Source organism: Nocardia sp. NPDC057440, from assembly GCF_042802915.1.
Taxonomy (GTDB): Bacteria; Actinomycetota; Actinomycetes; order Mycobacteriales; family Mycobacteriaceae; genus Nocardia.
Map to the genome: position 1 here is coordinate 42305 of NZ_JBHVDF010000012.1, position 24618 is coordinate 66922.

Here is a 24618-nt window from a genome sequence, read left to right on the forward strand (position 1 = left end):
GAGACTGGACGTCGTGAGTTCTTCTCCGCGCGCGACCAGGTCATCGGTGCCGGTTTCCGCTCAGCTCTTCCAACGGGCGAGTTCGGTGATCCCCGGTGGTGTGAACTCCCCGGTGCGGGCGTTCAAGTCCGTTGGTGGCACACCGCGATTCATCGCTTCCGCCAACGGCTACACCCTCGTCGACGCCGACGGCAACGAGTACGTCGACCTGGTGTGTTCGTGGGGGCCGATGATTCTCGGCCACGCGCACCCCGCGGTGGTCGACGCCGTGCAGCGCGCCGCGACCGGCGGGCTGTCCTTCGGCGCGCCGACCGAGGCCGAGATCGAACTCGCCGAACTGATCGCCGAACGGGTCGCGCCGGTGCAGCGGGTCCGGTTGGTGAACTCCGGCACCGAGGCCACCATGAGCGCGGTGCGGCTGGCCCGCGGCTACACCGGTCGCGCGAAGATCATCAAATTCTCCGGCTGCTACCACGGGCACGTGGACGCGCTGCTCGCCGACGCCGGGTCCGGTGTCGCCACGCTCGGCCTGCCGACCTCGCCGGGTGTCACCGGCGCGCAGGCCGGCGACACCATCGTGCTGCCCTACAACGACATCGACGCCGTCACCGCCGCGTTCGCGGCGAATCCCGGCGAGATCGCCTGTGTGATCACCGAGGCGGCCGCGGGCAATATGGGTGCGGTCGCGCCATTGCCCGGGTTCAACGCGGGCCTGCGCGCCTTGACCGAACAGCACGGCGCGCTGCTGATCATGGACGAGGTGATGACCGGATTCCGGATCAGCCGCGCAGGCTGGTTCGGCCGCGAGGGCGTCGCCGGTGACCTCTACACCTTCGGCAAGGTGATGAGCGGCGGCCTGCCCGCAGCCGCGTTCGGCGGTCGCGCCGAGATCATGAATCATCTGGCCCCGCTCGGCCCGGTGTACCAGGCGGGCACGCTCTCCGGTAACCCCGTCGCCGTCGCGGCGGGCCTGGCCACGCTGCGCGCCGCCGACGATGCGGTGTACGCCGCGCTCGACCGCAATGCCGAACGGCTCGGCGGCCTGTTCACCGAGGCCCTCACTGCCGCGGGGGTCGAGCATCAGGTGCAGTTCGCGGGCAATATGGTGAGCGTGTTCTTCGCCGACCGTCCGGTCATCGACTACGCCGCCGCCAAGGCCAGCCAGACCTGGCGTTTCCCCGCCTTCTTCCACGCCTTGCTCGACGGCGGCGTGTACGCGCCGCCGAGCGCGTTCGAGGCCTGGTTCGTTTCCGCGGCGCTCGACGAGGACGCGTTCGACCGTATTGCCGCTGCCCTGCCCGCCGCCGCACATGCGGCCGCGGCCGCCACACCCGAAGGATCCCGCGCGTGAGTTCCGACCCCGATCAGCCAGATTCCGAAGAGCGCGAAACACCAGCCGCCGCCGATAGCGATCCCGGCGTCGAGACCATCGTGCACGTGCTGCGCCACGGCGAGGTGCACAACCCGAAGGGCATCCTCTACGGCAGGCTGCCCGGCTTCCAGCTTTCGGTGACCGGACGCGCGCAGGCCGGCGCGGTCGCGCGGGCGCTGTCCGATCACGACATCTCGCTGGTGATCGCCTCGCCGCTGCAGCGCGCGCAGGAGACCGCCGAGCCGATCGCCGCGCAGCACGACCTGATCGTGCGGACCGACGAGAACCTCATCGAAGCGGGCAACACCTTCGAGGGCCTCCGGGTGTCGGTCGGTGACGGCGCACTGCGCAAGCCGCGGCACTGGTGGAAGCTGCGCGATCCGTTCACGCCGTCTTGGGGCGAGCCGTACCTGCAGATCGCGCACCGGATGCTGGCGGCGGTGAACAAGGCGCGGGTCGAGGCGGCCGGACACGAGGCCGTGCTGGTCTCCCATCAGCTACCGGTGTGGACGCTGCGCCGATTCCTGCAGGGGCAGCGGCTCTGGCACGATCCCCGGCACCGGCAGTGCTCGCTCGCTTCACTGACTTCCCTTGTGTACCAGGGCGATACGCTCGTCGATATCGTCTACTCCGAGCCCGCGGGCGGTTCGGACCCCACGGTGCACGGCGCATGAGATCGGCCGCCGCGTTCTCCCGGCCCGTGGCTCGGCGCCTCGCGCCGGTCCTGGTCGCCTGCGTGTGCCTCGTCGCCGCGCTGGCAGGCTGCTCGACCGGGACAGACGCGGTGGCCTCCGGCGGCACCTTCGAGTTCGTCTCGCCCGGTGGCAAAACCGACATCTTCTACGACCCGCCGAGCGCGCGGGGCACCATCGGCACGCTGGCAGGCCCCGACCTGATGACCGCAGGCAAAACCACCTCGGTCGAGGATTTCGCAGGCAAGGTGGTCGTGCTCAATCTCTGGGGGCAGTGGTGCGGGCCGTGCCGCGCCGAGGCTCCCGCCCTGGAAAAGGCCTTCGAGGCGACCAAGGACAAGGGTGTCGTTTTCCTCGGCATCAACGTTCGTGATCCGCAGCAGGACAAGGCTCAGGATTTCGTGGTGGACAACAAGATCGGCTATCGGTCGATCTACGACCCGTCCATGCGCACGCTGCTCGCCCTCGGCGGCGACTTCCCGACCAGCGTCATCCCGACGACGCTCGTTCTGGATCGTCAGCATCGTGTCGCCGCCGTTTTCCTCCGGTCGCTCCTGGCCGAGGATCTCCAGCCCGTACTCGAACGTATCGCCACAGAGGACTCTCAGTGAATCGCACCCGCAGCCCGCGCGCCTGTCGCCCGCGGCAGGCCGCCCGACTCATCCGTGGAACATGGACCGTCGACGATCGCTGGGCGGGTGTGGCCTCGGTGCCGCGCAGCGCCGCCGCGGCATCGATGATGGATGTCAGCTGGGGCGAGCTCGACCCGGCGCCCTCGGACACCGAACGGCAGGTGCCGGTGCGCGGCGACACGGAGCAGGCCGAGGAGGGGCAGTCGTGAACGGCGATCGCCGGATGCGCGGGCGTCGCGCCTGTCGTCCGCGGCAGGCCGCCCGGCTTGTTCGCGGCACCTGGCGGGTGGATGACCGCTGGGCCGGTGTCGCGATGGTGCCGCGCAGTGCCGCGGCGGAATCGTTGCGGGATGTCGCGCGCGACGATGCGCCGACGGTCTCCGCTGTGCCCGCTTCCGAGCAGGCGACCGCAGGCGATCCGCGAGGAGCGGAGTCGGCGTGATCGTGCTTGCCGGAGTGGGGGAGTCGTTCCAGCAGACGGCGGCGACCGGACCGCTGCTGCTCGCGCTCGGCGCCTGCATGCTGGCGGGACTCGTGTCGTTCGCTTCACCGTGTGTGGTGCCGCTGGTGCCCGGGTATTTGTCGTATCTGGCTGGGCTGGTCGGTGCCGAGGCGCCGCCGGTCACCGCCGCCGAAGCCAAAGGTCGCGGTGGTAAGGCCGGTTCGGTGGCGGTTGCCGATCGGGCCGTCGTGTCGTCACCGCAGGTGGCGCGCGGTGGCCGGATGCGGGTCGCGGGCGCGGCCGGTTTGTTCGTCGCCGGATTCACTGTGGTGTTCGTGCTCGCCACCGCGACGGTCTTCGGCGTGATCCAGACGCTGAACGTGAATCGTGAACTGCTGCAACGCATCGGCGGTGTGGTCACCATCCTGATGGGCCTGGTGTTCATCGGCCTGGTGCCCGCATTGCAGCGCGACACCAGGATGGAGCCGCGCAGGCTGACGAGCATCGCGGGCGCGCCGCTGCTCGGCGCGGTGTTCGCGCTGGGGTGGACGCCGTGCCTCGGGCCGACCCTGTCCGGGGTGATGGCGGTGTCCGCGGGCACCGACGGGGCGACCGCGGTGCGCGGGGTGACGCTGATCGTCGCCTACTGCCTCGGCCTCGGCCTGCCGTTCGTGATCCTCGCCTTCGGTTCGGCGAGCGCGCTGCGCGGCGTCGGGTGGCTGCGCCGCAATTCCCGCACCATCCAGATCATCGGGGGCATCCTGCTCGTCGCGGTCGGCGTCGCGCTGGTCACCGGCGCGTGGGACCAGTTCGTCGCCTGGGTTCGCGACGCGTTCGTCTCCGAGGTGACGCTACCGATATGACCGTGATCGACAGACCGGAGGCTCCGCACACTCCGCCGCGCCAGCCGCTGCCCGGCCGGGCGTTGGCGCTGGTGCGCAACACCTGGCGCGGGCTCACCAGCATGCGCACCGCGCTGGTGCTGCTGTTCCTGCTCGCGTTGGCCGCGATCCCCGGCGCGCTGCTGCCGCAGCGCAGCCTCAACGAGCAGAAGGTCGCCCAGTACATCGCCGACCGGCCGACACTCGGGCCGTGGATGGACCGGTTCGAGCTGTTCGACGTGTTCTCCAGCTTCTGGTTCACGGCCGTCTATGTGCTGCTGTTCATTTCGCTGGTCGGCTGCATCCTGCCGCGCGTGTTCGACCACTACCGGGCGCTGCGCACACCGCCGGTGCGCGCACCGCGCAATCTGGCCAGGCTGCCGCACCACTACGCCGATACCGTCGAGCGATCTGCCGACGAGGTGATCGCGCATGCCCGTCGGCAGTTGCGCGGCTGGCGCACCGAGGTGCGCGAGGGTGGGAGCGTCAGGCCCGCAGGCGGTAGCCTGCCCGACCACGCGGGGCCCGGCGAGCGAAGCATCGAGCGGGACGGGGAGATCACGCTTTCGGCCGAGAAGGGGTACACCCGCGAGCTGGGCAATCTCGTCTTCCATCTGGCTCTGGTCGGGCTGCTGGTCGCCATCGCGGTCGGCAAGCTGTTCGGTTACGAGGGCAGCGTCATCGTCATCGCGAACAACGGTCCCGGCTTCTGCACTACCTCGCCCGCGGTGTTCGACTCGTTCCGCGCGGGCAATGTGAACGACGGCACCGGCATGGCCCCGATCTGCGTGCGGGTCAAGGACTTCGAGGCCGAATACCTGCAGAACGGCCAGGCCGAGATGTTCACCTCGAACATCGAGTACCAGGCCGGCGCCGACCTCCAGACCGACACCTGGCGCACCAGCACGATCCAGGTGAACCACCCGCTGCGCGTCGCCGGTGACCGGCTGTACCTGCAAGGGCACGGGTTCGCGCCGACGTTCACCGTCACCTTCCCGAACGGGCAGACCAGGACCGAGACCGTCCAGTGGCGTCCCGACGACGCACGGACCTTCCTGTCCAGCGGCGTGCTGCGGATCGATCCGCCCGGCGGCATGTACGCCACCGAGGCCGAGCGCCGCAAGAATCAGATCGCCGTAGAGGGCCTGTTCGCGCCGACCGCTCTGCTCCACGGAAACCTGCTGACCTCGTCGTTTCCCGTCATGAACGATCCAGCTGTCGCGGTGGACGTCTATCGCGGCGACACCGGCCTCGACACCGGTAAGCCGCAGTCGCTGTTCTCCCTCGACGCCGAGCAGATCAAACAGGGCAGGCTGACCAAGGAGGCCAGGGTGAACTTGCGCCCCGGCGAATCCACCACCCTGTCCAATGGCGCCAAGGTGACCTTCGACGGCGCACAGGAATTCGTGAACCTGCAGGTGTCGCACGATCCCGCGCAGCAGTGGGTGCTGGTGAGCGCGCTGGCCATGATGGCGGGGCTGCTCGTTTCGCTGCTGGTGAAGCGGCGGCGCATCTGGATCCGTGTCTACCCCGCCGATGCCGAAGCCGGTACCGTTGACCAACGACGCACCGTAGTAGAGATGGGCGGGCTCGCACGGACCGATCAGGCCGGCTGGGGTAGCGAGTTCGACACACTGCGTGCGCGCCTGCTGGATCAGCAGTCCGGCACCGAGAACACGGGAGAGTGACCATGCCGATCGACGAGAACATCGCGCACTACAGCGATCTCGCCTTCAAGTCGGCGATCGTGGTGTACGCGCTGGTACTGGTGCTGCTCATCGTGCAGTACGCCTCGGCGCGGACGCTGAAGGTCGTCGAGCGCGAGCTCGTCACCGCAGGCGGTTCCGGCTCGGACCGCCCCGCCGTCCCCGGCCGCATCGAGACGCCACAAGCCAAGCCGCTCTCGGAGCGCGCGGGCAATATGGCGTTCTCGGTGCTCGTCGTCGCGATCGCACTGCACGTGGCCTCGATCGTGTTGCGCGGTTTCGCGACCCACCGCTTCCCGCTCGGCAACATGTACGAGTTCGTTACCATGGCGACCGCGGCGGCCGCCGTCGTCGGCATCCTCTTCCTGCGTGAACAGCGCTACCGGGCCATGTGGGTCTTCCTGCTCGTCCCGATCCTGATCCTGATGTTCCTCGCAGGCACCATGCTCTACGCCGACGCCGCCCCGGTCGTCCCCGCCCTCAAATCGTTCTGGCTGCCCATCCACGTCACCATCGTCAGCATCGGCAGCGGCGTCTTCCTTGTCTCCGGCATAGCCAGCCTGCTGTTCCTGTTCCGCCTGCGCCAGCCCGACGGCCAAGAATCCGCCACTTTCCTCGGCACCATCGCCCGCCGCCTCCCCGACGCCCGCACCCTCGACCGCCTCGCCTACAAAACCACCATCATCGGCTTCCCGCTCTTCGGCGCAGGAGTCATCCTCGGCGCGATCTGGGCTGAAGCTGCGTGGGGGCGGTTCTGGGGCTGGGATCCGAAGGAGACTTGCTCCTTCATCGCTTGGGTCCTCTACGCGGCGTATCTGCACGCGCGAGCGACATCGGGTTGGCGTGATACCAAGGCCGCTTGGATCAATATCGCGGGGTTCGTGGCGATGCTGTTCAACCTGTTCATCATCAACATCGTGATCAGCGGTCTGCACTCGTACGCGGGACTGAACTAGGGCCCGCTACCTGCTGAAATGCTGATCCCTCCGGTACCGACGTCACGAACTTCCAGGCTCGGTACGCAGTGGGTACGCAGTAGCTTCGAATCGGGCTCGGAGTACACCGCCGACAGCGTGCGCGTGGACTGGTCGGCATGGGGCCATAGATGGGCGTAGTACCGCAGCGTGGTGACCGCGTCCACAGTCGGGCACGACGAACACACGGCACTGCGCGATTGGCAAATGAACTCCCTGGCACAGCAACTGGTCTCAGCAATGACGGCTCTACCAGGAGTTCACTCAAATCTCGAGCTTCACACACCCAGCACCGGAGTTCTCAGACGTTCACTCAGATGCACCAGACGACACTGCCGAGGGGGAAACACCACGTCGCTGATCCGAATGATCCGTCGACCGGAGCGGTGTAGGACGACAGCGGCGCCGCGGTAGTCGAATCGGCAGTGGCTGCGGGCGCCGCGAGGACGAGCAGGGGTGCGGCGATAACAGTCGCGGCTAGGGTTTTGACGATCTTCTTGCCAGACATTTTGCTTCCTTACAACGAGCTTTATGACGTCCGCGTAGTAGGCCGCGCTGCCGAGCTACCGGACTGGGGCTGCGAGTGCGTTACGGGCCGAATCGACTTTGCGACACGGGATTCGCTACTTGGTGAAATACATGATGCGTCCCGATTGGAACGCGCATTCCGGCTGGCCGACAGCTGCAGCATCGACCGGACCGAACAAGACGTCATGTGGTACCGCGGAAGGCGTCAATAACAGCTTACCGCTGGCTACCAGACGATCGGCCGGAACGAGAACATTTAGAAGATAACTTTCCTGTTTAAGTGAGCGTCTGAAAACTGTGTCAGGTGTACGCAGCAGGTCAGGGCCGCCCCGACGCCGCCAACTGAACATCACTCAAACCGGCTGGTAGCTAGCATTGCCGTACACAGCGTCAATCGCGAACGCCAAGAACGCTTTTCATTATCAATATCGTGATCAGTGGGTCGCACTCGTATGCGGGGTTGAACTGACCCGATTAGGAAGTGCTTTGACCTGCTGTTTTGTGCAGGTGGCGCGGTAGCCGGTCGAGATGGGTCACAGCTTCGGTACACAGAGTACGAAGTCGATGCCAGCTGATCGGCGCAGACTCCGGTCGGCCCGGACGAAACCTATGTGACATTCGACTTCGAGCCATTCGGGTTGGATCTGTGTACATCGATCCTCGTCGAGGGCGGGTTGCGAGGTACGGGCGGACCAGTGCAACCGCATGAAACCGTGAGGCAACCGCGGTGAATCCGGGGGGTCGCATTCTTTATCTCGACAGCGACCACGGGGTCGCGGATTCGAGGAGACAGACATGATGACCAGCCCCCGCCCACCGGCGATCACGGTCACCGGGTTGCGCAAGGCATACGGAGATCACTCGGTGCTCGACGGCATCGATCTGAATGTGCCTGCCGGGACCATCTTTTCGCTGCTCGGCCCGAACGGGGCCGGGAAAACCACCACGGTGCAGATTCTTTCGACACTGATCGGAGCCGACGACGGCGAACTGCGGGTCGCGGGCCACGACGTCACGCACGAACCCGATGCGGTCCGCGCCGCCATCGGCGTCACCGGTCAGTTCGCCGCAGTGGACAACCTCCTCACCGGCGAGGAGAACCTGGCCATGATGGCGACACTGCACCATCTCGGCCGGGCCGAGCGCAAACGCCGAATTGCCACGCTGATCGAGCAATTCGACCTGGTCGACGCCGCGAAGAAACCCGCATCGACCTACTCCGGCGGCATGCGCCGCCGACTCGACATCGCGATGGGCCTGGTCGGAGACCCGCAGGTGCTCTTCCTCGACGAGCCGACCACGGGGCTCGACCCGCGCAGCCGTCGCGCGGTCTGGCGGTTGGTCCGCGAGTTGGTCGCGGGCGGCACCACCGTCTTCCTCACCACGCAGTACCTGGAGGAGGCCGACCAGTTGGCCGACCGGATCGCGCTGATCGACGGCGGCAAGGTGGTCGCCGAAGGCACCCCGGAGGAGCTCAAGCGCCTGGTCCCGGGCGGCCACATCAACCTGCGGTTCACCGAGCCGCGTGCCCTTGCCGTCGCCGCGCAGATGTTCGGTGAGGTCGCCCGCGACGAAGACGAGCTGACGCTGCAGGTGCCGAGCGATGGTGGCGTCGATTCGCTGCACGCCCTGCTGGACAAGCTGAAAGCCGCGTCGATCCACGCGGCCGAACTCTCTGTACACACCCCCGATCTCGATGATGTTTTCCTCGCCCTCACCGGCAAGCCGAAGGAGTCCGTGCGATGAGCACCACCATGAAGTACGCCGTGACCGACTCGATGATGATGGTGCGCCGCAGCCTGCTGCACATCGTGCGCTATCCGTCGATGACCTTGCCGCTGATCATCTCTCCGGTCGTGTTCCTACTGCTGTTCGTCTACGTCTTCGGCGGCACCCTCGGCGCCGGACTCGGCAGCTCGGGAGGTCGCGGCGACTACGTCAACTACGTGACCCCTGGCATCTTGCTGTTGACCGTGGCGGGTGCGGCGACGGCCACGGCCGTGTCGGTCTGCACCGATATGACGCAAGGCATCGTGGCGAGGTTCCGCACCATGGCCATCTTCCGGCCGTCCCTGCTGACCGGGCATGTCGTCGGCAGCGTGGTGCAGTCCCTGCTCAGCGTCGCGACGGTCGTCGCGGTCGCCGTGGTCATCGGTTTCCGTCCCACCGCGAACCCGGCCGAATGGCTTGCCGCAGTGGGCATCCTGTCCCTGCTGATCATGGCGATCACCTGGGTCGCTGTCCTTATGGGCCTGGTCAGCGACAGCGTGGAGACCGCGAGCAACCTGCCGATGCTGCTCATGCTGCTGCCCTTCTTCGGCAGCGGGTTCGTCCCCACCGACTCGATGCCGACCTGGCTGGGCTGGATCGCGGAGCATCAGCCCTTCACCCCCGTCATGGAGTCGCTGCGCGGACTGCTGATGGGCACGGCGATCGGCAACAGCGCGTGGATCGCTATCGCCTGGTGCCTGGCCATCACCGCCGCGAGCTTCTTCGGCGCGAAGCGGCTGCTGAACCGCGAGCCCGGCCGCTAAGCGGCGGTGCCCATCAGGCCACCCGTTTCCGCAGTGCGGCAAGGGCGGCGGAACGCAAACCGGGTACGTCCAAGGCGGCGTATGTCGAGACACCCTCGGCATACGCCGCCTCATTCGCGTTTTCGGCGCACTCCCTGGCTCGCTTACTCGACATTGTCGGGTGGATCTGCCGCGGCGGATCGAACCGTTCGGCCAGCGCGATCAGGCGGGCGCCATCCGCACCCAGGCCGCGGTTGATATCCACCATGGCCAATGCCAGAAGAACTGCGCCACAGGCCGTCAGCTCCGCCAGGTAGCCGCCTGGCTGGGTCGCTGGATGCTCCAGTAGCGCGGTCACCTGCCAGGGCAGGTCCTCGCCGAGATCGGCGATCAGATCCAGCCTGCCGTGGTAGGCGTGTGCTAGGACCATCGCCGACCGAGCCTCCAATGCCCACACCTGTACACCACGGGGATCGGGACGGTAGAAGGGATGCGAGGTGCTCGTCACGAGCTCGGCAATCGCCCGCCAGCGCCGCAGACCATCGTCGATATCGCCACGGGCGAGCCGAATCTCGGCATCGGCGATCACCTTGTACGGCTGGGCGAACGGGTCGGCATGGTCCGCGACCTGCGCCAACCATTGCTCGGCGCCCTCGATATCCCCTAGCTGCAGTGACGCCATGACCAATCCGACGATCAGATCGACGCGATCGGGCCTCGGCCCATGGTCCACGAGCTGCCGCAGCGCTCGTTCCACCTGCTGCCGCGCCAGCTCGCCCTGCTCCGACAGCAGCGCGAGTTTGCCGATCCGGCAACGCGCCTGGAACTGCATCCAGGTGTTCGACGTGCGTTCGAAGGCTGCGAGCATTCGCCGGGTCGCCACCAGTGCCTCGTCGCGGTCACCTGTCTGCTCCGCGCGGAAGCTCGCGACAAGGTGGGCAACGCCGGCGAGCAGCGGTTGATCACTAGCGCACAACCGATCCAGTGCGGCGGAGTCCGGACCGAGCAACTCGGGTCCCGCGCGGAAAATCACCGCGACGGCGCGCACCAGGGTGTCCGGCGGCGCCGCGGGCAGACGGCGCAACACCAGCATCGATCGCAGCTCGAAGCCACTCTGAGTGACGGCACTCAGTGCGCAGACGGTCGCCGCCGTTCGGGTCACCTCCACATAGTCGGGTTCGGGCCGGTAGTGCGAGAGCACCCAGGCACATTCACCCACCAGCTCCGCGATCCGCGCGTAGTGGGCTCCGACGTACCACCAGGCACCCAACGCCGCCCAGGTGGCGGCGACCGTCGGCCCGTCCGACCGATCCAGCCCGAGCCGCAGTGCCCGCACCAGGTTGTCCTGCTCGGCGCGCACGGGGTTCTTCTCGCCCTGGTCGGTGAAGGCGGTCTCATTGACGCCGACACCGAATTCGCGTGCCCAGGCCAGGAACCCGGCCGACGCGCGCTCGTCCTCAGCGGCTTCGGACCGCTGCGCCGCGCCGAAATCCCGCACGGTCTCCAGCATCCGGAACCGGGTGCCCGAGCCGACCTCGGTGATCTGGATCAACGAATGGTCGACCAGATGCTCGAGCACCTCCAATGTCTCATCCAGGCCGCCGGTTCCGCCCGAGTCGCCGCTGAGCAGTCGGTTCGCCGCTGTAGCGGTGAATCCGTTGGGAAAGACGGACAACAACCGCATCGCCGCCTGCGCGTGCTGGTCGAGCAGGTTCCAGCTCCAATCGACCACCGCGTGCAACGTCCGATGACGTTGTGGCGCATCGCGGGAGCCGCTGCGCAGCAGCGCGAACCGGTCAACCAATCGGCCCGAGATCTCGGCGACCGACATCACCCGCACCCGCGCCGCCGCCAGCTCGATGGCCAATGGCAGCCCGTCCAGCTGGGCGCATAGCGCCGCCACCTCGGCCGACGGCAGCGCGATGTCCGGCCGCACCGCACGGGCGCGCTGCCCGAACAACTCGGCCGCCGTCGCGGGCGCCAGTTCAGGAAGCAGATGAACGGCCTCCGAGGTCAATCCCAGCGGCGCCCGGCTGGTGACGAGGACGCGCAGGTCTGCTACCAGTGACACCAGCGGACCGACCAGTGCGCTGACTCCCTCGAGGACCTGCTCGCAGTTGTCCAGGATCAGCAGGGTGGGACCAGACCCCAACGATTTGGCGATGGCGGAGATGACACTGTTGCCAGTCCATGGCCCGGCCTGCGCCGCATCACCCGCCCCCAGCGCACCGGCCACCTCGGTGGCGACCATGCCGTCGTCCTCGACACCGGCGAGCGGGACCAGGTGCACTACCCGCTGCTCGGCCAGCCTGCCGACGGCATGAGCCATGCGAGTCTTGCCGAGGCCGCCGGGGCCGACGAGGGAAACGACTCGCGCGGACCGCAGCAGCGCTGTCACCGCCGCGATGTCTGTCTCGCGGCCCAGTAACGGGTTCGGGTCGTGCAGGATGCCGTGGCGCACTACAGGTTCGTTCGCCCGCAGCAGTTGTTTATGGATCGTCTGGAGCGCGGCGCCCGGATCCGCGCCGAGCTCGTCGCGCAACGTCCGCCGGTAATTGTCGTATCGGGCGAGTGCGGCAGCGGGACCCGCGGTGTCGGCCTCGGCGCGCAACAGCTCGGCCAGCACCTCTTCGTTGCGTGGCTCGCCCGCCGCGGCCTCGGTCAGCGGCCCGACGGCCTCGGCGTACCTGCCCAACCTGGACAACGCCAGCGCGAACACGATCAACAAGGTCCGATACGCGGGCTGCTTGGCAATGCGCAACTCGGACAACGGATCCGCGCCCGAGGTGTCCTCGACGACCCCGTTCCACAGCGCGAGTCCCGCCTCTGCCTGATCAAGGGCCGCCACGTGGTCACTTGCCCTGGCATGGCGTTCTGCTGCCGCCGCGTGCACTTCCAGCGCCGTCGCGTCGATCTGCTCCGGACTCAGCGTCAGCCGGTAGCCGGTAGGCGTGCTCGCGATGAGGTCGGCGCCCAGCTGCGATCGCGTCCGCGATACCAGCACCTGCAACGCCTTGGCTGGATTCTCGGGCGCGTCCTCCGGCCACACCCCGGCGATCAGCCGCGCGGCACTGGACCCGCTGCGTAAATCCATTGCCAGCAGAGCGAGCAAACCTCGCGTCCGCGCGCCGCTGATCTCCTGATCACGCAGCGCAACTCCCGACAGCAAGGTCATCTCGATACCCACCGGCATACCCTAATCCTCGGTGCGATGGGTGGCCCGTCGAGCAAATCCGGACCCGCTACCAGGACGAACTGGTCTTCGACTGCGGTACCAAGGCTGTGCGATTTCGCTGGGTCGTTGATCGGCCTACCCGTGCGCTGACCCGAGCGGCATCGAACACGCGGCGTCGCGCGGAGCGAACGGGCAGCATCCTCACATGCGTGCGACGCAGACGACGAATTTGCGCTCTTGGTAGACGATTCCGCGGTCACCCTTCGAGCAGGTGTTGACGTCGACGGTGCGCTGTTTGATCTCCACCACGCGCGCGCCGTTGGGGGTGCCTCGGGCGGCGCAGTCGATGCGCTTCGTTTCGTTGGGGACGAGTTCCATGCAGCCGCCTACCACCCAGTCGATGTCCAGGCAGAGGGCGGATTCCGGGGTTTGGTGGAAGGTGCGGTCGGCGTCGCTCGGGCACTGGGCGGTTTTGTCGATGATCTTGTAAGTGGAGCTTCCGCTGCCGCAGGCGACTTTGCCGAGGGTGGCGGTGTCGCCCGCGCCGGTGACCTCCACGCAGTCGCCGGGATTCACCTGTAGTCGAATGAGCTGTTTGCCGGTCTCGCCGCGAGCTCCCGCGGTGGTGGGCGGCGGGGTCGTCGACGGGAACTCTTCGATGGACGGTGCCGCCGATGTGGTTGCTGTGCTTTTGCTTTCGTTGGCTTGCGCCTGTTCTTTGACGTCGGGATCGTGGTCGTTCATCGATACCGCGATCATCGCGACGAGGGCTGCCGTCAACGCGGTCGCAGCAACGAAGACCGTCAGTACGACAGCAGCACGGATACGTTGGCGCGACACGTGAGATCCTCCAGAGCTGTTGCGCTTCGAACATACCCCGCCGAGGTTCGAAGTTGTGAAACTTGCAGTTTGCAGATCACGCAATGCATACACTATCCGGCGGGTGCGCGTCGAGTTGTTGTCCCGCATCGTATTTCGCTCGGTGTCGCAATCTTCGCAAAACCGGGACATTGGTCGAACGACCAGGTCACGATGGGGCAACGATGACTTACGGTATGTATATCTATTGCCATGTATGGCAACAAGATACTGTCGCTGTACACGTCATCCGGCTGCACGAGCCGGAGGTCTCGTGAGAAGGAAACACCTGAATGAAGTTCGGCATGTTCGCCGCCACCACTGTTTTAGCCGTTGCTGCGGTGGGAATCGCTGCGGGAACGGTTAATGCGAAGCCTGCGGAAGAAGTCATCCGAGAGGTTTCGGCATCGGGAGTCGAGCAAGGAATCAGCTACCGTACGGTCCTCTCCGATGTCGCGGGCGTGATCACCACCGCCGTCGACGGCGGCGCCTTCGAGCTTGTCGACAACGGCGCGAAGGTTGCGTTGAAATCCGCGAGCGGCGCGGTTGTCGCCGAGGTGCCGCTGGCCTTCGACATCTCCGGAAGCCGGATGGCGGTCGCGCACGAAATCAGTGACAACGGCCGAAAGCTCGCTCTCACACCACAAGTGAGCGCCAAGAACATCGGCGAGATGCAGTCCATCAGCTCCATGGCCAGGTTCGTCACCGAGCTCAACAAGAATGTCGTCGGCTTGGTCGCGGGCGGTCTGATCGGCGGTCTGATCGGCGCCGTGGTCGGCCTCGGCTTCTTCAGCATCATCACCGGCCCGATCGGTCTGCTGGTCGGCGCGATCGCCGGCGGCTACATCATGGGCGGACAGTCGTTCGTGGATGCCATGGGCGCGGTCGTCCGGGGCGAGCCCTGATCGAGAGCGGCGCGCGTCACGCCTGAAGCGGCGTGAGCTCGCGGCGGTCGTTGTGTTCGAGAGATATACGCGGATCCCGACCGACGATCCGTTGTGCGGGAGTGGTTCGCCAGCCGCGCAACGGTCGTCGGGTCGGTGGCGTCGGGTGATCCATCCCCGGTAATTCGCGCAATGCGGCGATCTGTCCCCCGAGCCCCGCCGGTACCTCGTCCTGGTCGCCGACCGTTTCCGGATCGACGCGGGACATCCGCTGTGCGGGGACGAACTCCAGCACGCGGTTCATCAGCGCTCGATGGGCCCCGAGTCGCCGTCACGGTGCTGCCGGGACAGCCGCCACAGGAATTCGGGGTCATCGTCGGGACCCTTGATGGGCTTGCGCCGTGGTGATCGCGTGGGTGGGGTGGTCGGACCCGACTTCTCCGGGCCGAACGCCTTCCAGCACAACACCGCGACAGCCACAACTGCGATGAGTGCCAACAGGTACGTCACGTCGCTCACCTCCTGATATCGAGGGTAGCCGCGTACGTAGTCTTCGGACACCCCGTTGACGCGAAATTGGTGCGACGGCCTTGCACGGGCCCCTGGACAGCGGGCCCGAGCGGGGCCTGCGGATCAGCGCGCGTTGACCGCGGTGCTGGTGGCCTCTGTGGTCAGCGACCTGAGCAGTTGTAGAACTTCGGACTCACGGAACCGGCGATGTCCGCCCGGCGTGCGCAGCGACCCGAGACGCCCGGCGTGGGCCCAGCGGGTGACGGTCTTTGGATCGACGTGGAACATGGCGGCCACTTGGCCCGGTGTCAGCAGGGTGTCCTGGCCGCCGACGGTAAGCGCAGTCATAGCAAACCTCTCCGTTCTCGACAGTTCCCTCATCAGTGGCGCCATCGTTGCACTGCAACCCCTACGTAGTCGAACCACCTACAGTTGGTAAAGGGGAAGTAATAGACAAATCGGATACGCCGTCCACCTCGGCACGAGGTCTCGCCGTGGGTGGCCGATAGCTTCGCATAGGCTGATCGACGTGAGTGACGCAACTCCACCGGATGGTGCAACTGGACAGCAAACCGCTGGCGCCGGCCGACGGCTGGCCCGCAATCTGGCGCTCTACACCCTCGCGAGGCTGGGTCTGGTCGTCGTCATCACGGTGGTGATCATCGGGATCGCCCGGCTGGTGTCGGTGGACATTCCGCTGGTGGTCGCCGCCCTCTTCGCGCTGCTCATCGCGATGCCGCTGTCGCTGACGCTGTTCAAGAAGCTGCGCACCCGGGTCAACGAAGACATCGCGCTGGTGGACGAGAAGCGCCGCAGGGACAAGGCGCAGTTGCGGGCCAGGCTGCGCGGCGAGACCCCGGACGGGGACGGGGACGGGGACGGCGACGCATGAAGCAGTGCGACCGCAGCACCCCGCGCGACTGGGTCGACAACGCCGTGCGGCTGATCGACGCCGACACCCAGCGCAGCGCCGACACCCATCTGCTGCGCTACCCGCTGCCCGGCGAATGGCGCGTCCAGCTGTACCTGAAAGACGAATCCACCCACATCACCGGCAGTCTCAAGCATCGGCTCGCGCGATCGCTTTTTCTGTATGCGATTTGCAACGGCCGGGTCGGTGCGGGCACCACGGTGGTCGAGGCGTCGTCCGGTTCGACCGCGGTGAGCGAGGCGTATTTCGCGAAGCTGCTCGGCCTGGATTTCGTCGCGGTGATGCCTGCGAGTACCTCGCCGCAGAAGATCGCACTCATCGAAGCCCAGGGCGGCCGTTGTCATTTCGTGCAGCGACCACCGGACATGTACACCGAGGCGGCCCGGCTCGCCGCCGAATGCGGCGGCCACTACATGGACCAGTTCACCCACGCCGAGCGAGCGACCGACTGGCGCGGCAACAACAACATCGCCGAATCCGTCTTCGAGCAAATGGCTTTGGAGACCAACCCGGTGCCGGACTGGATCGTCGTCGGCGCGGGCACCGGCGGCACCAGTGCCACCATCGGCCGCTACATCCGCTACCGCAGGCATGCGACGAAGCTGGCCGTCGTCGACCCGGAGAACTCCGCGTTCTACGGCGGCTACGAAACCGGTGACGTGGGCTACGAGACCGGAATGTCTTCGCGCATCGAGGGAATCGGCCGTCCGCGGGTGGAGCCGTCGTTCGTCGGCCAGGTGGTCGACCGCATGATCGAGGTTCCCGATGCCGGGTCCATCGCGGCCGCGCGGCACGCGAGTGGTGTCATCGGCCGCCGGGTGGGCGGTTCCACCGGGACGAACCTGTGGGGAGCGTTCGCCCTCATTGCCGAGATGATCGCCGCTGGGCGCTCCGGCAGTGTGGTGACGCTGCTCTGTGACGGCGGAGATCGTTATGCCGGAACGTATTTCAACGACGAGTGGGTCGCGGCTCAGGGAATGAGCCTGGCCGAGCCCGCCGCGATCCTGGCCGAGTTCCACAGCACCGGCGTCTGGAGCGGATAACACCACGTTCCCTTTCGCTCTTGTTCTCGCAACCCCGCCACCCGAGCTACCTCGGATGGCGGGGTTTCCTGTTCTTCCAGGAGTGAACTGCCGGTGTCCGGCGCCGCCGATCGTCAATTTTTGTTGACAGAATCGATGGCGTCAATCAAAATTGACGACATGACTGAGGCAACCACACTGGCGGCCGCCGCGGGCAGCCCCGACCCCAAGGTCGGGCTGCGCGCCGTGCTCGCACTGCGTCGGCTGCTCGAACGTCTCGAAGCGATCCAAGTGGCCAATGCCAGGGGACAGGGCTGGTCGTGGCAGCAGATCGCGGAGGCGCTCGAGGTCAGCAAGCAGGCGGTCCATCACAAACACTCTCGGAGAGGCGGGAACCTCTGATGTTCGAACGGTTCAGTAGGGCGGCGCGAACGGCCATCGTCATGGCGCAGGAGGACGCCCGTGAGCTGCGGTCCTCGACCATCGATGTAGAGCACGTGCTGCTCGGCGTGCTGTCGCAGGGCGAGCCGGAGTTGCGGGAACTGCTGGCGGAAGCCGGCATCACCCACGAAGGGGTGCAGCGCAGACTGGCGCAGACAGGCAAGAGTCAGCCGCTCGGTGAGGAGGACGCCGAGGCGTTGCGTTCCATCGGGATCGACCTCGACGCGGTGCGTGAGAGTCTGGAGGCCAACTTCGGCGAGGACGCGCTCGACCGGGCTATGCCGGAGCAGGAGCGGCGCGGACTGTTCGGCCGTAGCCGCGGTGGAAACTTCGGGCACATTCCCTTCGCTCGCGATGGGAAGAAGGTAGTGGAGCTGTCGCTGCGCGAAGCCCTCGCGCGCAAGGACAAGACCATCGAATCCACGCACCTGCTGCTCGGCATCCTGCGTGCCCCCAACGCCACGACCACCCGCCTGCTCGGTGGTTCCGCGGCGATCGCCGAACTGCGACCGAAGGTACACGCCCTGCTCGATCGTGCCGCCTGACCCGATGTGCGGGTGCTGCCATCACGATTCGCGTTGTGGGTCAGCACACGTGCACCCGTCGGGCCTAGCATTGGGCCATGCAGCTTCTGATTCGGTTGATCATCAATGGCGTGGCCATCTGGCTGGCCGCGGCCTGGGTCGACAAGATCGAGATCCTAAGTCCCGACAACAGTACGACGCAGAAGGTCATCACCGTGCTGGTGATCGCCGCGATCTTCACGGTGATCAACGCACTGGTCAAGCCGATCGTCAAACTACTGTCGCTGCCGCTGGTGATCGTGACTCTCGGCCTGTTCCTGCTGGTCATCAACGCACTGATGCTGTGGCTCACCGCGAAGATCACCGAAACCACCGAGTACGGCCTGCGCGTCGATGGCTTCTGGGCCGCCGTCTGGGGCGGCGTCATCATCTCGGTGGTCAACTGGGTGCTGGGAATCCTGGTCCCGGACGGCGACGACTAGCCCGCCGCGCTGAAGGCTCGGGGCGGCTGACGGGTAGTGCCGGATGGGGCCCGTCGGCAGCCCTGCGCTCGGACGAGCGCAGGCTAGAGCTCCGCTCAGCCCGCAATCCCCAGGGCGAGCGCGCTCGCCGCGGACCACACCAGCAGCGCAAGGCCCGAATCGCGGAGGGCCGGTATGAGTTCCAGCCCGCCCTTGCCGGAGCGCACCGGCGCGTTGGCGCGGACCGCGAGCGGGATCGCGACCAGTCCGGCCAGCGCCCACGGTGTCCTGGCCACCAGGATCAGCGTGGCGAGGAACGGGATCGCCAGCATCGCCAGGTGCAGGGTGCGGGTGCGTGGGTCGCCCAGCTTGACCGCAAGGGTCACCTTCCCGGATTCGGTATCGGTCGGGATATCGCGCAGGTTGTTCGCGACCAGCACCGCGCTGGAGAACGAGCCGACCGCGACGGCGAGCACCACACCGGCCCAGTCGATCCGGTCGGCCTGCACGAACTGGGTGCCGAGCACACCGATCAGACCGAAGAACACGAACACCGCGATCTCGCCGAATCCGCTGTAGCCGTAGGGCTTGCTACCGCCGGTGTAGTACCACGCGCCGGCCAGGCAGGCGGCGCCGACGAGAATCAGCCACCAGGCCGACAGCGCGACGAGCACCAGACCGAACACCGCACCGATGGCCAGGCTGATGATCGCGGCGTTGCGAACCGCGGCGGGCGAGGCGAGCTTCTGCCCGACCAGCCGCAGCGGGCCGACCCGCACGTCATCGGTGCCGCGGATGCCATCGGAGTAGTCATTGGCGTAATTCACGCCGATGATCAGTGCCAGCGAAACCAGCAGCGCGAGAACCGCTTTCCACCACACCGCGCCGTCGATGGACGCGGCGGCGCCGGTACCGGCGATAACAGGGGCGATCGCGTTCGGCAGGGTGCGGGGCCGTGCGCCCTCGATCCATTGCGCTGCTGTAGCCATGCCCGCAGCCTAATAGGTACCGGCGCACCGAGTCCGTCGAGCGCCGAGCGATCGGTTCGCCTACGCCTCGGCGACCGCCTTCAGCCGGCCGAGACCCTTCTCGAAGTCCTTCCCGATCATGTTGTCGATCGGAAACACCTTCCCGATCAGCCCCATCAGGCCTTGATGCTGACCGGTCATCCGCCACACCACCTCGGTGCCGCCGTCGACTGGATTCAGCTCGAACGTGGTCTGGTTGACGGCCTTGAACGGCTTCTCGAACGCGAGCCTGATGCCGATTTCGCGATCGTCGCTGGAGGTGATCTCCATAGCGCCGCGCCCGGCTTTGCGGTTGCCGTCCCAGGCGTATTTGGCGCCGACACCGGCGTCCGACCCGGTATAGCTCCGCTGCAACTGCGGATCGATGTCCTCCCACGGCGACCACTTCGTCCACTCGTGGAAGTCATCGATCAGCCCATGAATACGCGACGGCTCGGCCGTGATGACGGCCTGCCGAACTACCTCGAACTCAGCCATGTGCTCAGCGTAGGCGACCGGCCTGCCGGAACGGGGGCCAAAAACCATGACGACCTGGTCGGCGTCGCTCGCATACGATGACCACGGAATGTTTCCGGATCAGAACGGCCCCGACGGCCGAAGTCGGACTGTGACAACGCCCGCAGGCGCATCGGTCGTGGTGGCCCTGCTGGGCGAAATCGCGCTACGCAGGGACGGTGCGCTCGCGGCGCTGCCCGGCGCCAGGTCGCGGCTGCTGCTGGCCGCCCTTGCCCTGCGGCCCGGCCGCAGCCGCAGCGCGCAGGCCCTCATCGACGACGTCTGGGGTGAACAGCCACCGCGCGCGCCGATGAACGCGTTGCATACTCAGGTGTCGCGGCTGCGGTCGGCGCTGCCCGACGGTGCGCTGGAGATCGGGCCCGCGGGCTATCGGCTCACCCTGCGCGCCGATCAGGTCGATCTGACGTTGGCCGATGCCTTGCTGCGCACGGCACGCCGGCGGCAGTCCGAGGGTGACCACGCCGCGTGCTCGGCCGCGCTGGCGCAGGCCAGGTCGTTGTGGCGTGGTGAGCCCGGCGCGGATCTGCCCGCGGGCGAGCTGGCCGGCGAACTGCGTACCGCGGCGGCGCAACGATTCGCCGATCTGGAGGCTGTCGAGGTCTCGGCCCTGGTGTCCGGTGGTGACCTCGACGGTGCGGTGGCGATCACCCGCCGAAGGGCCGCGGCCAACCCCGTCGACGAGGCCGCGCACGCGATGCTGATGCGGCTGCTTGCCGCGGCCGGTCGGCCGAACGAGGCGCTGGAGGTGTTCGCGTCCATCCGTGGTCGGCTGGTCGAAGAACTCGGCGCAGATCCGGGGCCCGCGCTTGTCGAATTGAATACCGCGATCCTGCGCGGCGACCCGACTCCCGGTCTCTCGCCGCGCTCCGATCACGCGCCGCGCGCGCCGAGCAATGCCGCGGAGAATGGTGCCGTGCCCGACGGGCCGATGCGGGACGGGGCTGCCGATCCGGCGGCCGCAGGCGGACGAAATTCGGCTGTGCGGTTGGGCGGTTCGGCCCCGAGTGCGGTGACCGCGATCGGGCTGCGCGCGGCGCCCAACACCTTGCTCGGCAGGGCCGCCGACCTGGATGCCCTCGAGGAACTGCTGCGCCGGTCGCGGGTGACCACGGTGCTCGGCCCCGGCGGCACCGGAAAGACCAGGGTGGCCAACGAATTGGGCGCTCGGGTGGCGCACAGCATGCCGGTGGTGCTGGTGGAACTCGCGTCGGTGCGCACCGACGCGGATGCCGATGCCCGTTCGGAGATCGAAGGCGCGGTCAGCACCACCCTCGGCTTGGGTGAGGTCGTGCTGGAAACGGGTCGCATGCGCCCCGGGCAACCGGTCGATGCGCGCAGACGGCTTCGGGATGCGCTCTCGGCCCGTCCGATGCTGCTGATCCTGGACAACTGCGAGCACCTGATCGACGCGGTCGCCGAGGTCGTCGCCGACCTGGTCGGCAGCTGTGATCAGCTCACCATGCTGACTACCAGCCGCGCGCCGCTCGCGATCACCGCCGAGACGGTGTATCCGCTGTCGCCCTTGGCGATCGATGCGGCCGGATCGCCCGCCACCGACCTCTTCATGGCGCGAGCCCGTGCGGTGCGACCGGCGGTGCGACTGAATTCGGAGGCGGTCGCCCGGTTGTGCGGAACGCTGGACGGCTTGCCGCTCGCCATCGAGCTGGCCGCGGCGCGCGTGCGCACGATGAGCGTGGAGGAGATCGAGTCCAGGCTCGAGCACCGTTTCGCCCTGCTGCGCAGCGGGGATCGTTCCTCACCCCCTCGGCATCGCACTCTGCACGCGGTGATCGCCTGGAGCTGGAACCTGCTGGACGAACCGCAACAGGTGACCCTGCGCCGAATGTGCCGGATGCCGGGCGGTTTCACGCTCGCCGCCGCCGAAGCGGTGGCAGGCGGCCCCGAGGTGGACGATGTCGCCGGCGCCGTGGACGGCCTGGTCGGCCAGTCTCTGCTCACGGTGCTCGAGGACGATGACGCCGAGGTCGGCACGCGCTACCGGATGCTGGAGACTGTCCGCGAATTCGGTGAGGAACAGCTCGCGCTTACCAAAACCGAAGCGGTGGCGGGTGTTCCGGGAGCAGTCGACGAGGGCGCGCTTGTCATGTCCCGAATGTCACGCTGGGCCCGCGATTTCGCGGTCGCCGCGGCGGTTCGGTATCGGGCAGGCGAGCAGGTTCCCACGGTGCTCGCGGTGGCGGCGGACCTGGACAACTTGGTCGCGGTCCTGCGTCACGCGGTCGAGCACCGCGACTCGCGCACGGTGTACCGGGTGTTCCCAGTGGTCGCGATTCTGTGGGTGATGCGCGGCGCGCACATGGAACTGACAGGCTGGGCGAGCCGGATCGTGGGGCTGCCGCCCGAAAAGCAGCCGGTGCGCGGTACGGTCGCCGATCTGCAGATGCTCGCCCACCTGGTGATGGCTTTGCACATGTTGTACATGAGCACCGACCTGCGCCCGGTTGCCACCGTGCGAGCGCGCGTACGCCGATTGGCGCGCACCGGCACCGATTTCAATGCCGGCATGCGGTATCTCGCCGAGATCCTGTGTGTGGATCCGTCCGGGGCCGGGGTAGCCAGGCTGCTCGCCGAGGGTGCGCGCTCCTCCGACGACGATGTCCGCGCCTCCGCGCTGATCGTCCGGATGAACGCGCAGGAGCACTCCGGACTGGTCTACGGCTCCACTCGAGATGCGCTGAAGGTCTTGAAAATCATGGACGGCCGCGATCCGTGGGGCACCTCGATGGTGAGCCAGCATCTCGGGCAGCTGTCCGGCCAGACCGCGCATTACGCCGGTTCCGTCCAGCACTTCCGCAGGGCCGCGGATCTCTTGCGGGAATTGCGCGCTCACGAAGAAATGCTGGAAATGAGTAGCTACCTCGCGATCTCGCTGATCGGCGCGGGGCGGCTCGGGCAGGCGCGGCAGGTGCTGGACTCCGCGCTCGGATCCGCGGATTCGGATCCGTCCTATCGATATCCGGTCGACGACCCGTCGGTTCGACGCAATCCGCGTTTGGCCGCCGTGGTCGGCGGGGTCGCGGAACTCGAACTCGCCGAGGGAGATATCGACGCCGGGATGCGCCACTTCTACCGGGCGCTCGACCTGCTCGGCTGGCCGGAGGACTCGCTCGCGCCAGGACCCACGGCATTGATGCTGGCCAGCGCGGTCGTCGATGCTCATATCCTGCACGGCCGTGCGGCGACGGTGGCCGGACTGGTGCACGAGCTCGCGGGCAGTGCGGCGGATCGCCTTCCGCAGTTCTACGACCTGCCGCAGATCGGTGCGGTCGGATGTGCGGTTGGTTCCTATCACCTCGCCACCGGCGAAGAATCGGACCGTGGTCTGGAGCTGCTCGCGCTGGCCACCAAGGTCGTTGCCCGACAGGACTATCCCTCGATGGAATGGCGGCGCCACATTCGGCTGCATCGAGCAGTGACCGGTGCCGAGCGATTGGACGCGGCCTTGTCCCGAGCGGCGGCGCTGCGGCGCAAAGACGCGGCGCAGCGAATCATCGAACTGCTGCGCGAATTCTCAGGCCTCGCCGCGGATTGAGTGCACGCCCTGGTCGATGATCGACCTCGCGAGGGCGCACCGCTCGGCACGAAAAAGCCGAATGCCGTGGTGAGTGACTTCGCGTCTCTCACCACGGCATTCGGCTCGGGATGCTTACCTCCGGTGCCGGATGCTCACGCCCTGCGCATGTACGCCCTGATGCTCAGCGGGGCGAAAATCGCGATCACGACGACCGAGCCGACCAGCGACCAGGCCAGATCACTGCCGTAATCGTTCCCGTTCATCAGCGCTCGGGCCGTATTCACCATGTAGTAGACCGGGTTTGCGTGATTGATCGCCTGCAACCAGCCCGGCATGGTGCTCACCTGGGCGAAAGCGCCCGACATGAAGGTCAGCGGGAACATCACCATCATCGAAATGCCCTGCACGCCCGCGGCGCTCTTGCCGGTGACGCCGACCAGCGCCCAGATCCAGCTGACCGCGAACGAGCACACCACGATGACCAGACCCGCGGCCACCACACCGATCACGCCGCCTTCGGGCCGGTAGCCGAGGCAGAGGCCGACAATAATGGTCAGGGTGGTCGCGAGAACGTAGCGGACCATATCGGCGATCAACGCGCCCGCCAGTGCTGAAATACGGGCGATGGGCAGCGATTTGAACCGGTCGAAGACGCCCTTGTCCATGTCCTCACGCAACTGGGTGCCGGTCACCACAGAGGTCAGGATCACCGTCTGCACCAGGATGCCGGGAATGAGGATCGGCAGATAGTCGTGCACGTTGTGGGAGATCGCACCGCCGAAGATGTAGGCGAACAGCGCGGTGAACAGGATCGGCTGCACCGTCACATCGAACAGTTGCTCCGGATTGTGCTTGATCTTCAGGATGCCGCGATAGGCCATGGTGACCGAGGTCGACACGGTCTGCCGGAGGCTGATCCTGTTGCTGGCCTCCGGGATCGAGCGGTCCGCCGCGTGCTGCCCGGCGGCAGCCGTGCTCGGGGTGGTCATGGTG

26 protein-coding genes are annotated in these 24618 nt (G+C 67.0%); 17 read left to right on the top strand and 9 right to left on the bottom strand.

From position 1 onward, the window contains the following. Positions 1-13: 13 nt before the first annotated feature. The 8 genes from hemL (at position 14) to ccsB (ending at position 6681) form a co-directional block, all read left to right on the top strand. A complete protein-coding gene (gene hemL, locus ACFU4Z_RS23920; RefSeq protein WP_379066631.1) occupies positions 14-1351 on the top strand; it encodes a glutamate-1-semialdehyde 2,1-aminomutase in 1338 nt (445 codons plus the stop codon). A gap of 77 nt (positions 1352-1428) precedes the next feature. Next, the gene (locus ACFU4Z_RS23925) at positions 1429-2046 is read left to right on the top strand and encodes a histidine phosphatase family protein (RefSeq protein ID WP_328412439.1); all 618 of its coding nucleotides are present in this window, start codon (positions 1429-1431) and stop codon (positions 2044-2046) included. Continuing rightward, entirely contained in the window at positions 2043-2675 is a 633-nt protein-coding gene (locus tag ACFU4Z_RS23930) for a TlpA disulfide reductase family protein (RefSeq protein ID WP_379066633.1), read from the top strand. The genes ACFU4Z_RS23925 and ACFU4Z_RS23930 overlap by 4 nt, the downstream gene beginning before the upstream one ends. Then, complete coding sequence (locus ACFU4Z_RS23935) at positions 2672-2905, top strand: hypothetical protein (RefSeq protein ID WP_379066635.1); 234 nt, start codon at positions 2672-2674, stop codon at positions 2903-2905. Before ACFU4Z_RS23930 ends, ACFU4Z_RS23935 begins: the two co-directional genes overlap by 4 nt. Next, positions 2902-3138, top strand: coding sequence for a hypothetical protein (locus ACFU4Z_RS23940; protein WP_379066637.1), 237 nt, complete (start codon positions 2902-2904; stop codon positions 3136-3138). The genes ACFU4Z_RS23935 and ACFU4Z_RS23940 overlap by 4 nt, the downstream gene beginning before the upstream one ends. Then, positions 3135-4001: a cytochrome c biogenesis CcdA family protein gene (locus ACFU4Z_RS23945; RefSeq protein WP_379066639.1), complete on the top strand. Its 867-nt coding sequence runs from the start codon at positions 3135-3137 to the stop codon at positions 3999-4001. Before ACFU4Z_RS23940 ends, ACFU4Z_RS23945 begins: the two co-directional genes overlap by 4 nt. Then, positions 3998-5707 (top strand): cytochrome c biogenesis protein ResB, encoded by a 1710-nt coding sequence (locus ACFU4Z_RS23950; protein WP_379066641.1) that lies wholly within the window; start codon positions 3998-4000, stop codon positions 5705-5707. Before ACFU4Z_RS23945 ends, ACFU4Z_RS23950 begins: the two co-directional genes overlap by 4 nt. 2 nt (positions 5708-5709) lie before the next feature. Beyond that, complete coding sequence (ccsB, locus tag ACFU4Z_RS23955; protein ID WP_379066643.1) at positions 5710-6681, top strand: c-type cytochrome biogenesis protein CcsB; 972 nt, start codon at positions 5710-5712, stop codon at positions 6679-6681. Between the two features lie 331 nt (positions 6682-7012). On the opposite strand, the gene ACFU4Z_RS23960 is transcribed toward ccsB, so the two are convergent. Beyond that, complete coding sequence (locus ACFU4Z_RS23960; RefSeq protein WP_379066645.1) at positions 7013-7207, bottom strand: hypothetical protein; 195 nt, start codon at positions 7205-7207, stop codon at positions 7013-7015. 815 nt (positions 7208-8022) lie between these two features. Here ACFU4Z_RS23960 and ACFU4Z_RS23965 point away from each other — a divergent pair. Then, on the top strand, positions 8023-8973 hold the full coding sequence (locus ACFU4Z_RS23965) for an ATP-binding cassette domain-containing protein (RefSeq protein WP_379066647.1): 951 nt from the start codon (positions 8023-8025) through the stop codon (positions 8971-8973). Further along, on the top strand, positions 8970-9761 hold the full coding sequence (locus ACFU4Z_RS23970; protein WP_379066649.1) for an ABC transporter permease: 792 nt from the start codon (positions 8970-8972) through the stop codon (positions 9759-9761). The genes ACFU4Z_RS23965 and ACFU4Z_RS23970 overlap by 4 nt, the downstream gene beginning before the upstream one ends. Before the next feature lie 13 nt (positions 9762-9774). Here the strand turns inward: ACFU4Z_RS23970 and ACFU4Z_RS23975 are convergent, their stop codons facing one another. Continuing rightward, positions 9775-12933, bottom strand: coding sequence for an ATP-binding protein (locus ACFU4Z_RS23975; protein ID WP_379066651.1), 3159 nt, complete (start codon positions 12931-12933; stop codon positions 9775-9777). A 183-nt stretch (positions 12934-13116) separates the two neighbouring features. After that, positions 13117-13884 carry a hypothetical protein gene (locus ACFU4Z_RS23980; protein ID WP_379066653.1) on the bottom strand — a complete coding sequence of 256 codons (768 nt, stop codon included), beginning with the start codon at positions 13882-13884 and terminating at the stop codon, positions 13117-13119. A gap of 182 nt (positions 13885-14066) precedes the next feature. Between ACFU4Z_RS23980 and ACFU4Z_RS23985 the strand changes: the two genes are divergently transcribed. Next, positions 14067-14678: a hypothetical protein gene (locus ACFU4Z_RS23985; RefSeq protein WP_379066655.1), complete on the top strand. Its 612-nt coding sequence runs from the start codon at positions 14067-14069 to the stop codon at positions 14676-14678. Between the two features lie 16 nt (positions 14679-14694). Here ACFU4Z_RS23985 and ACFU4Z_RS23990 read toward each other — a convergent pair whose 3' ends face one another. The 3 genes from ACFU4Z_RS23990 to ACFU4Z_RS24000 all read right to left on the bottom strand — a co-directional run bounded on the left by ACFU4Z_RS23990 (position 14695) and on the right by ACFU4Z_RS24000 (position 15515). Continuing rightward, complete coding sequence (locus ACFU4Z_RS23990; protein ID WP_379066657.1) at positions 14695-14961, bottom strand: hypothetical protein; 267 nt, start codon at positions 14959-14961, stop codon at positions 14695-14697. Then, entirely contained in the window at positions 14961-15167 is a 207-nt protein-coding gene (locus ACFU4Z_RS23995) for a hypothetical protein (RefSeq protein ID WP_379066659.1), read from the bottom strand. Before ACFU4Z_RS23995 ends, ACFU4Z_RS23990 begins: the two co-directional genes overlap by 1 nt. A 123-nt stretch (positions 15168-15290) precedes the next feature. Continuing rightward, positions 15291-15515, bottom strand: coding sequence for a BldC family transcriptional regulator (locus tag ACFU4Z_RS24000; protein ID WP_328406605.1), 225 nt, complete (start codon positions 15513-15515; stop codon positions 15291-15293). A 181-nt stretch (positions 15516-15696) separates the two neighbouring features. On the opposite strand from ACFU4Z_RS24000, the gene ACFU4Z_RS24005 reads away from it, so the two are divergent. The 5 genes from ACFU4Z_RS24005 (at position 15697) to ACFU4Z_RS24025 (ending at position 18567) form a co-directional block, all read left to right on the top strand. Beyond that, on the top strand, positions 15697-16059 hold the full coding sequence (locus ACFU4Z_RS24005) for a DUF4229 domain-containing protein (protein ID WP_379066661.1): 363 nt from the start codon (positions 15697-15699) through the stop codon (positions 16057-16059). Beyond that, positions 16056-17141 (top strand): PLP-dependent cysteine synthase family protein, encoded by a 1086-nt coding sequence (locus ACFU4Z_RS24010; RefSeq protein WP_379066663.1) that lies wholly within the window; start codon positions 16056-16058, stop codon positions 17139-17141. The genes ACFU4Z_RS24005 and ACFU4Z_RS24010 overlap by 4 nt, the downstream gene beginning before the upstream one ends. Positions 17142-17300: 159 nt before the next feature. Then, positions 17301-17522 (top strand): helix-turn-helix domain-containing protein, encoded by a 222-nt coding sequence (locus ACFU4Z_RS24015; protein ID WP_379066666.1) that lies wholly within the window; start codon positions 17301-17303, stop codon positions 17520-17522. Beyond that, a complete protein-coding gene (locus ACFU4Z_RS24020; protein ID WP_379066668.1) occupies positions 17522-18106 on the top strand; it encodes a Clp protease N-terminal domain-containing protein in 585 nt (194 codons plus the stop codon). Before ACFU4Z_RS24015 ends, ACFU4Z_RS24020 begins: the two co-directional genes overlap by 1 nt. A 77-nt stretch (positions 18107-18183) precedes the next feature. Further along, positions 18184-18567 (top strand): phage holin family protein, encoded by a 384-nt coding sequence (locus ACFU4Z_RS24025; protein WP_379066670.1) that lies wholly within the window; start codon positions 18184-18186, stop codon positions 18565-18567. A gap of 95 nt (positions 18568-18662) precedes the next feature. Here ACFU4Z_RS24025 and ACFU4Z_RS24030 read toward each other — a convergent pair whose 3' ends face one another. Continuing rightward, entirely contained in the window at positions 18663-19535 is an 873-nt protein-coding gene (locus ACFU4Z_RS24030; protein WP_379066672.1) for a 1,4-dihydroxy-2-naphthoate polyprenyltransferase, read from the bottom strand. A 60-nt stretch (positions 19536-19595) separates the two neighbouring features. After that, complete coding sequence (locus ACFU4Z_RS24035) at positions 19596-20051, bottom strand: SRPBCC family protein (RefSeq protein ID WP_379066674.1); 456 nt, start codon at positions 20049-20051, stop codon at positions 19596-19598. A 130-nt stretch (positions 20052-20181) separates the two neighbouring features. On the opposite strand from ACFU4Z_RS24035, the gene ACFU4Z_RS24040 reads away from it, so the two are divergent. Further along, positions 20182-23643 carry a BTAD domain-containing putative transcriptional regulator gene (locus ACFU4Z_RS24040; RefSeq protein ID WP_379066676.1) on the top strand — a complete coding sequence of 1154 codons (3462 nt, stop codon included), beginning with the start codon at positions 20182-20184 and terminating at the stop codon, positions 23641-23643. A gap of 134 nt (positions 23644-23777) precedes the next feature. On the opposite strand, the gene ACFU4Z_RS24045 is transcribed toward ACFU4Z_RS24040, so the two are convergent. Beyond that, on the bottom strand, positions 23778-24614 hold the full coding sequence (locus ACFU4Z_RS24045; protein WP_379066894.1) for an ABC transporter permease: 837 nt from the start codon (positions 24612-24614) through the stop codon (positions 23778-23780). Between the last annotated feature and the right edge of the window lie 4 nt (positions 24615-24618).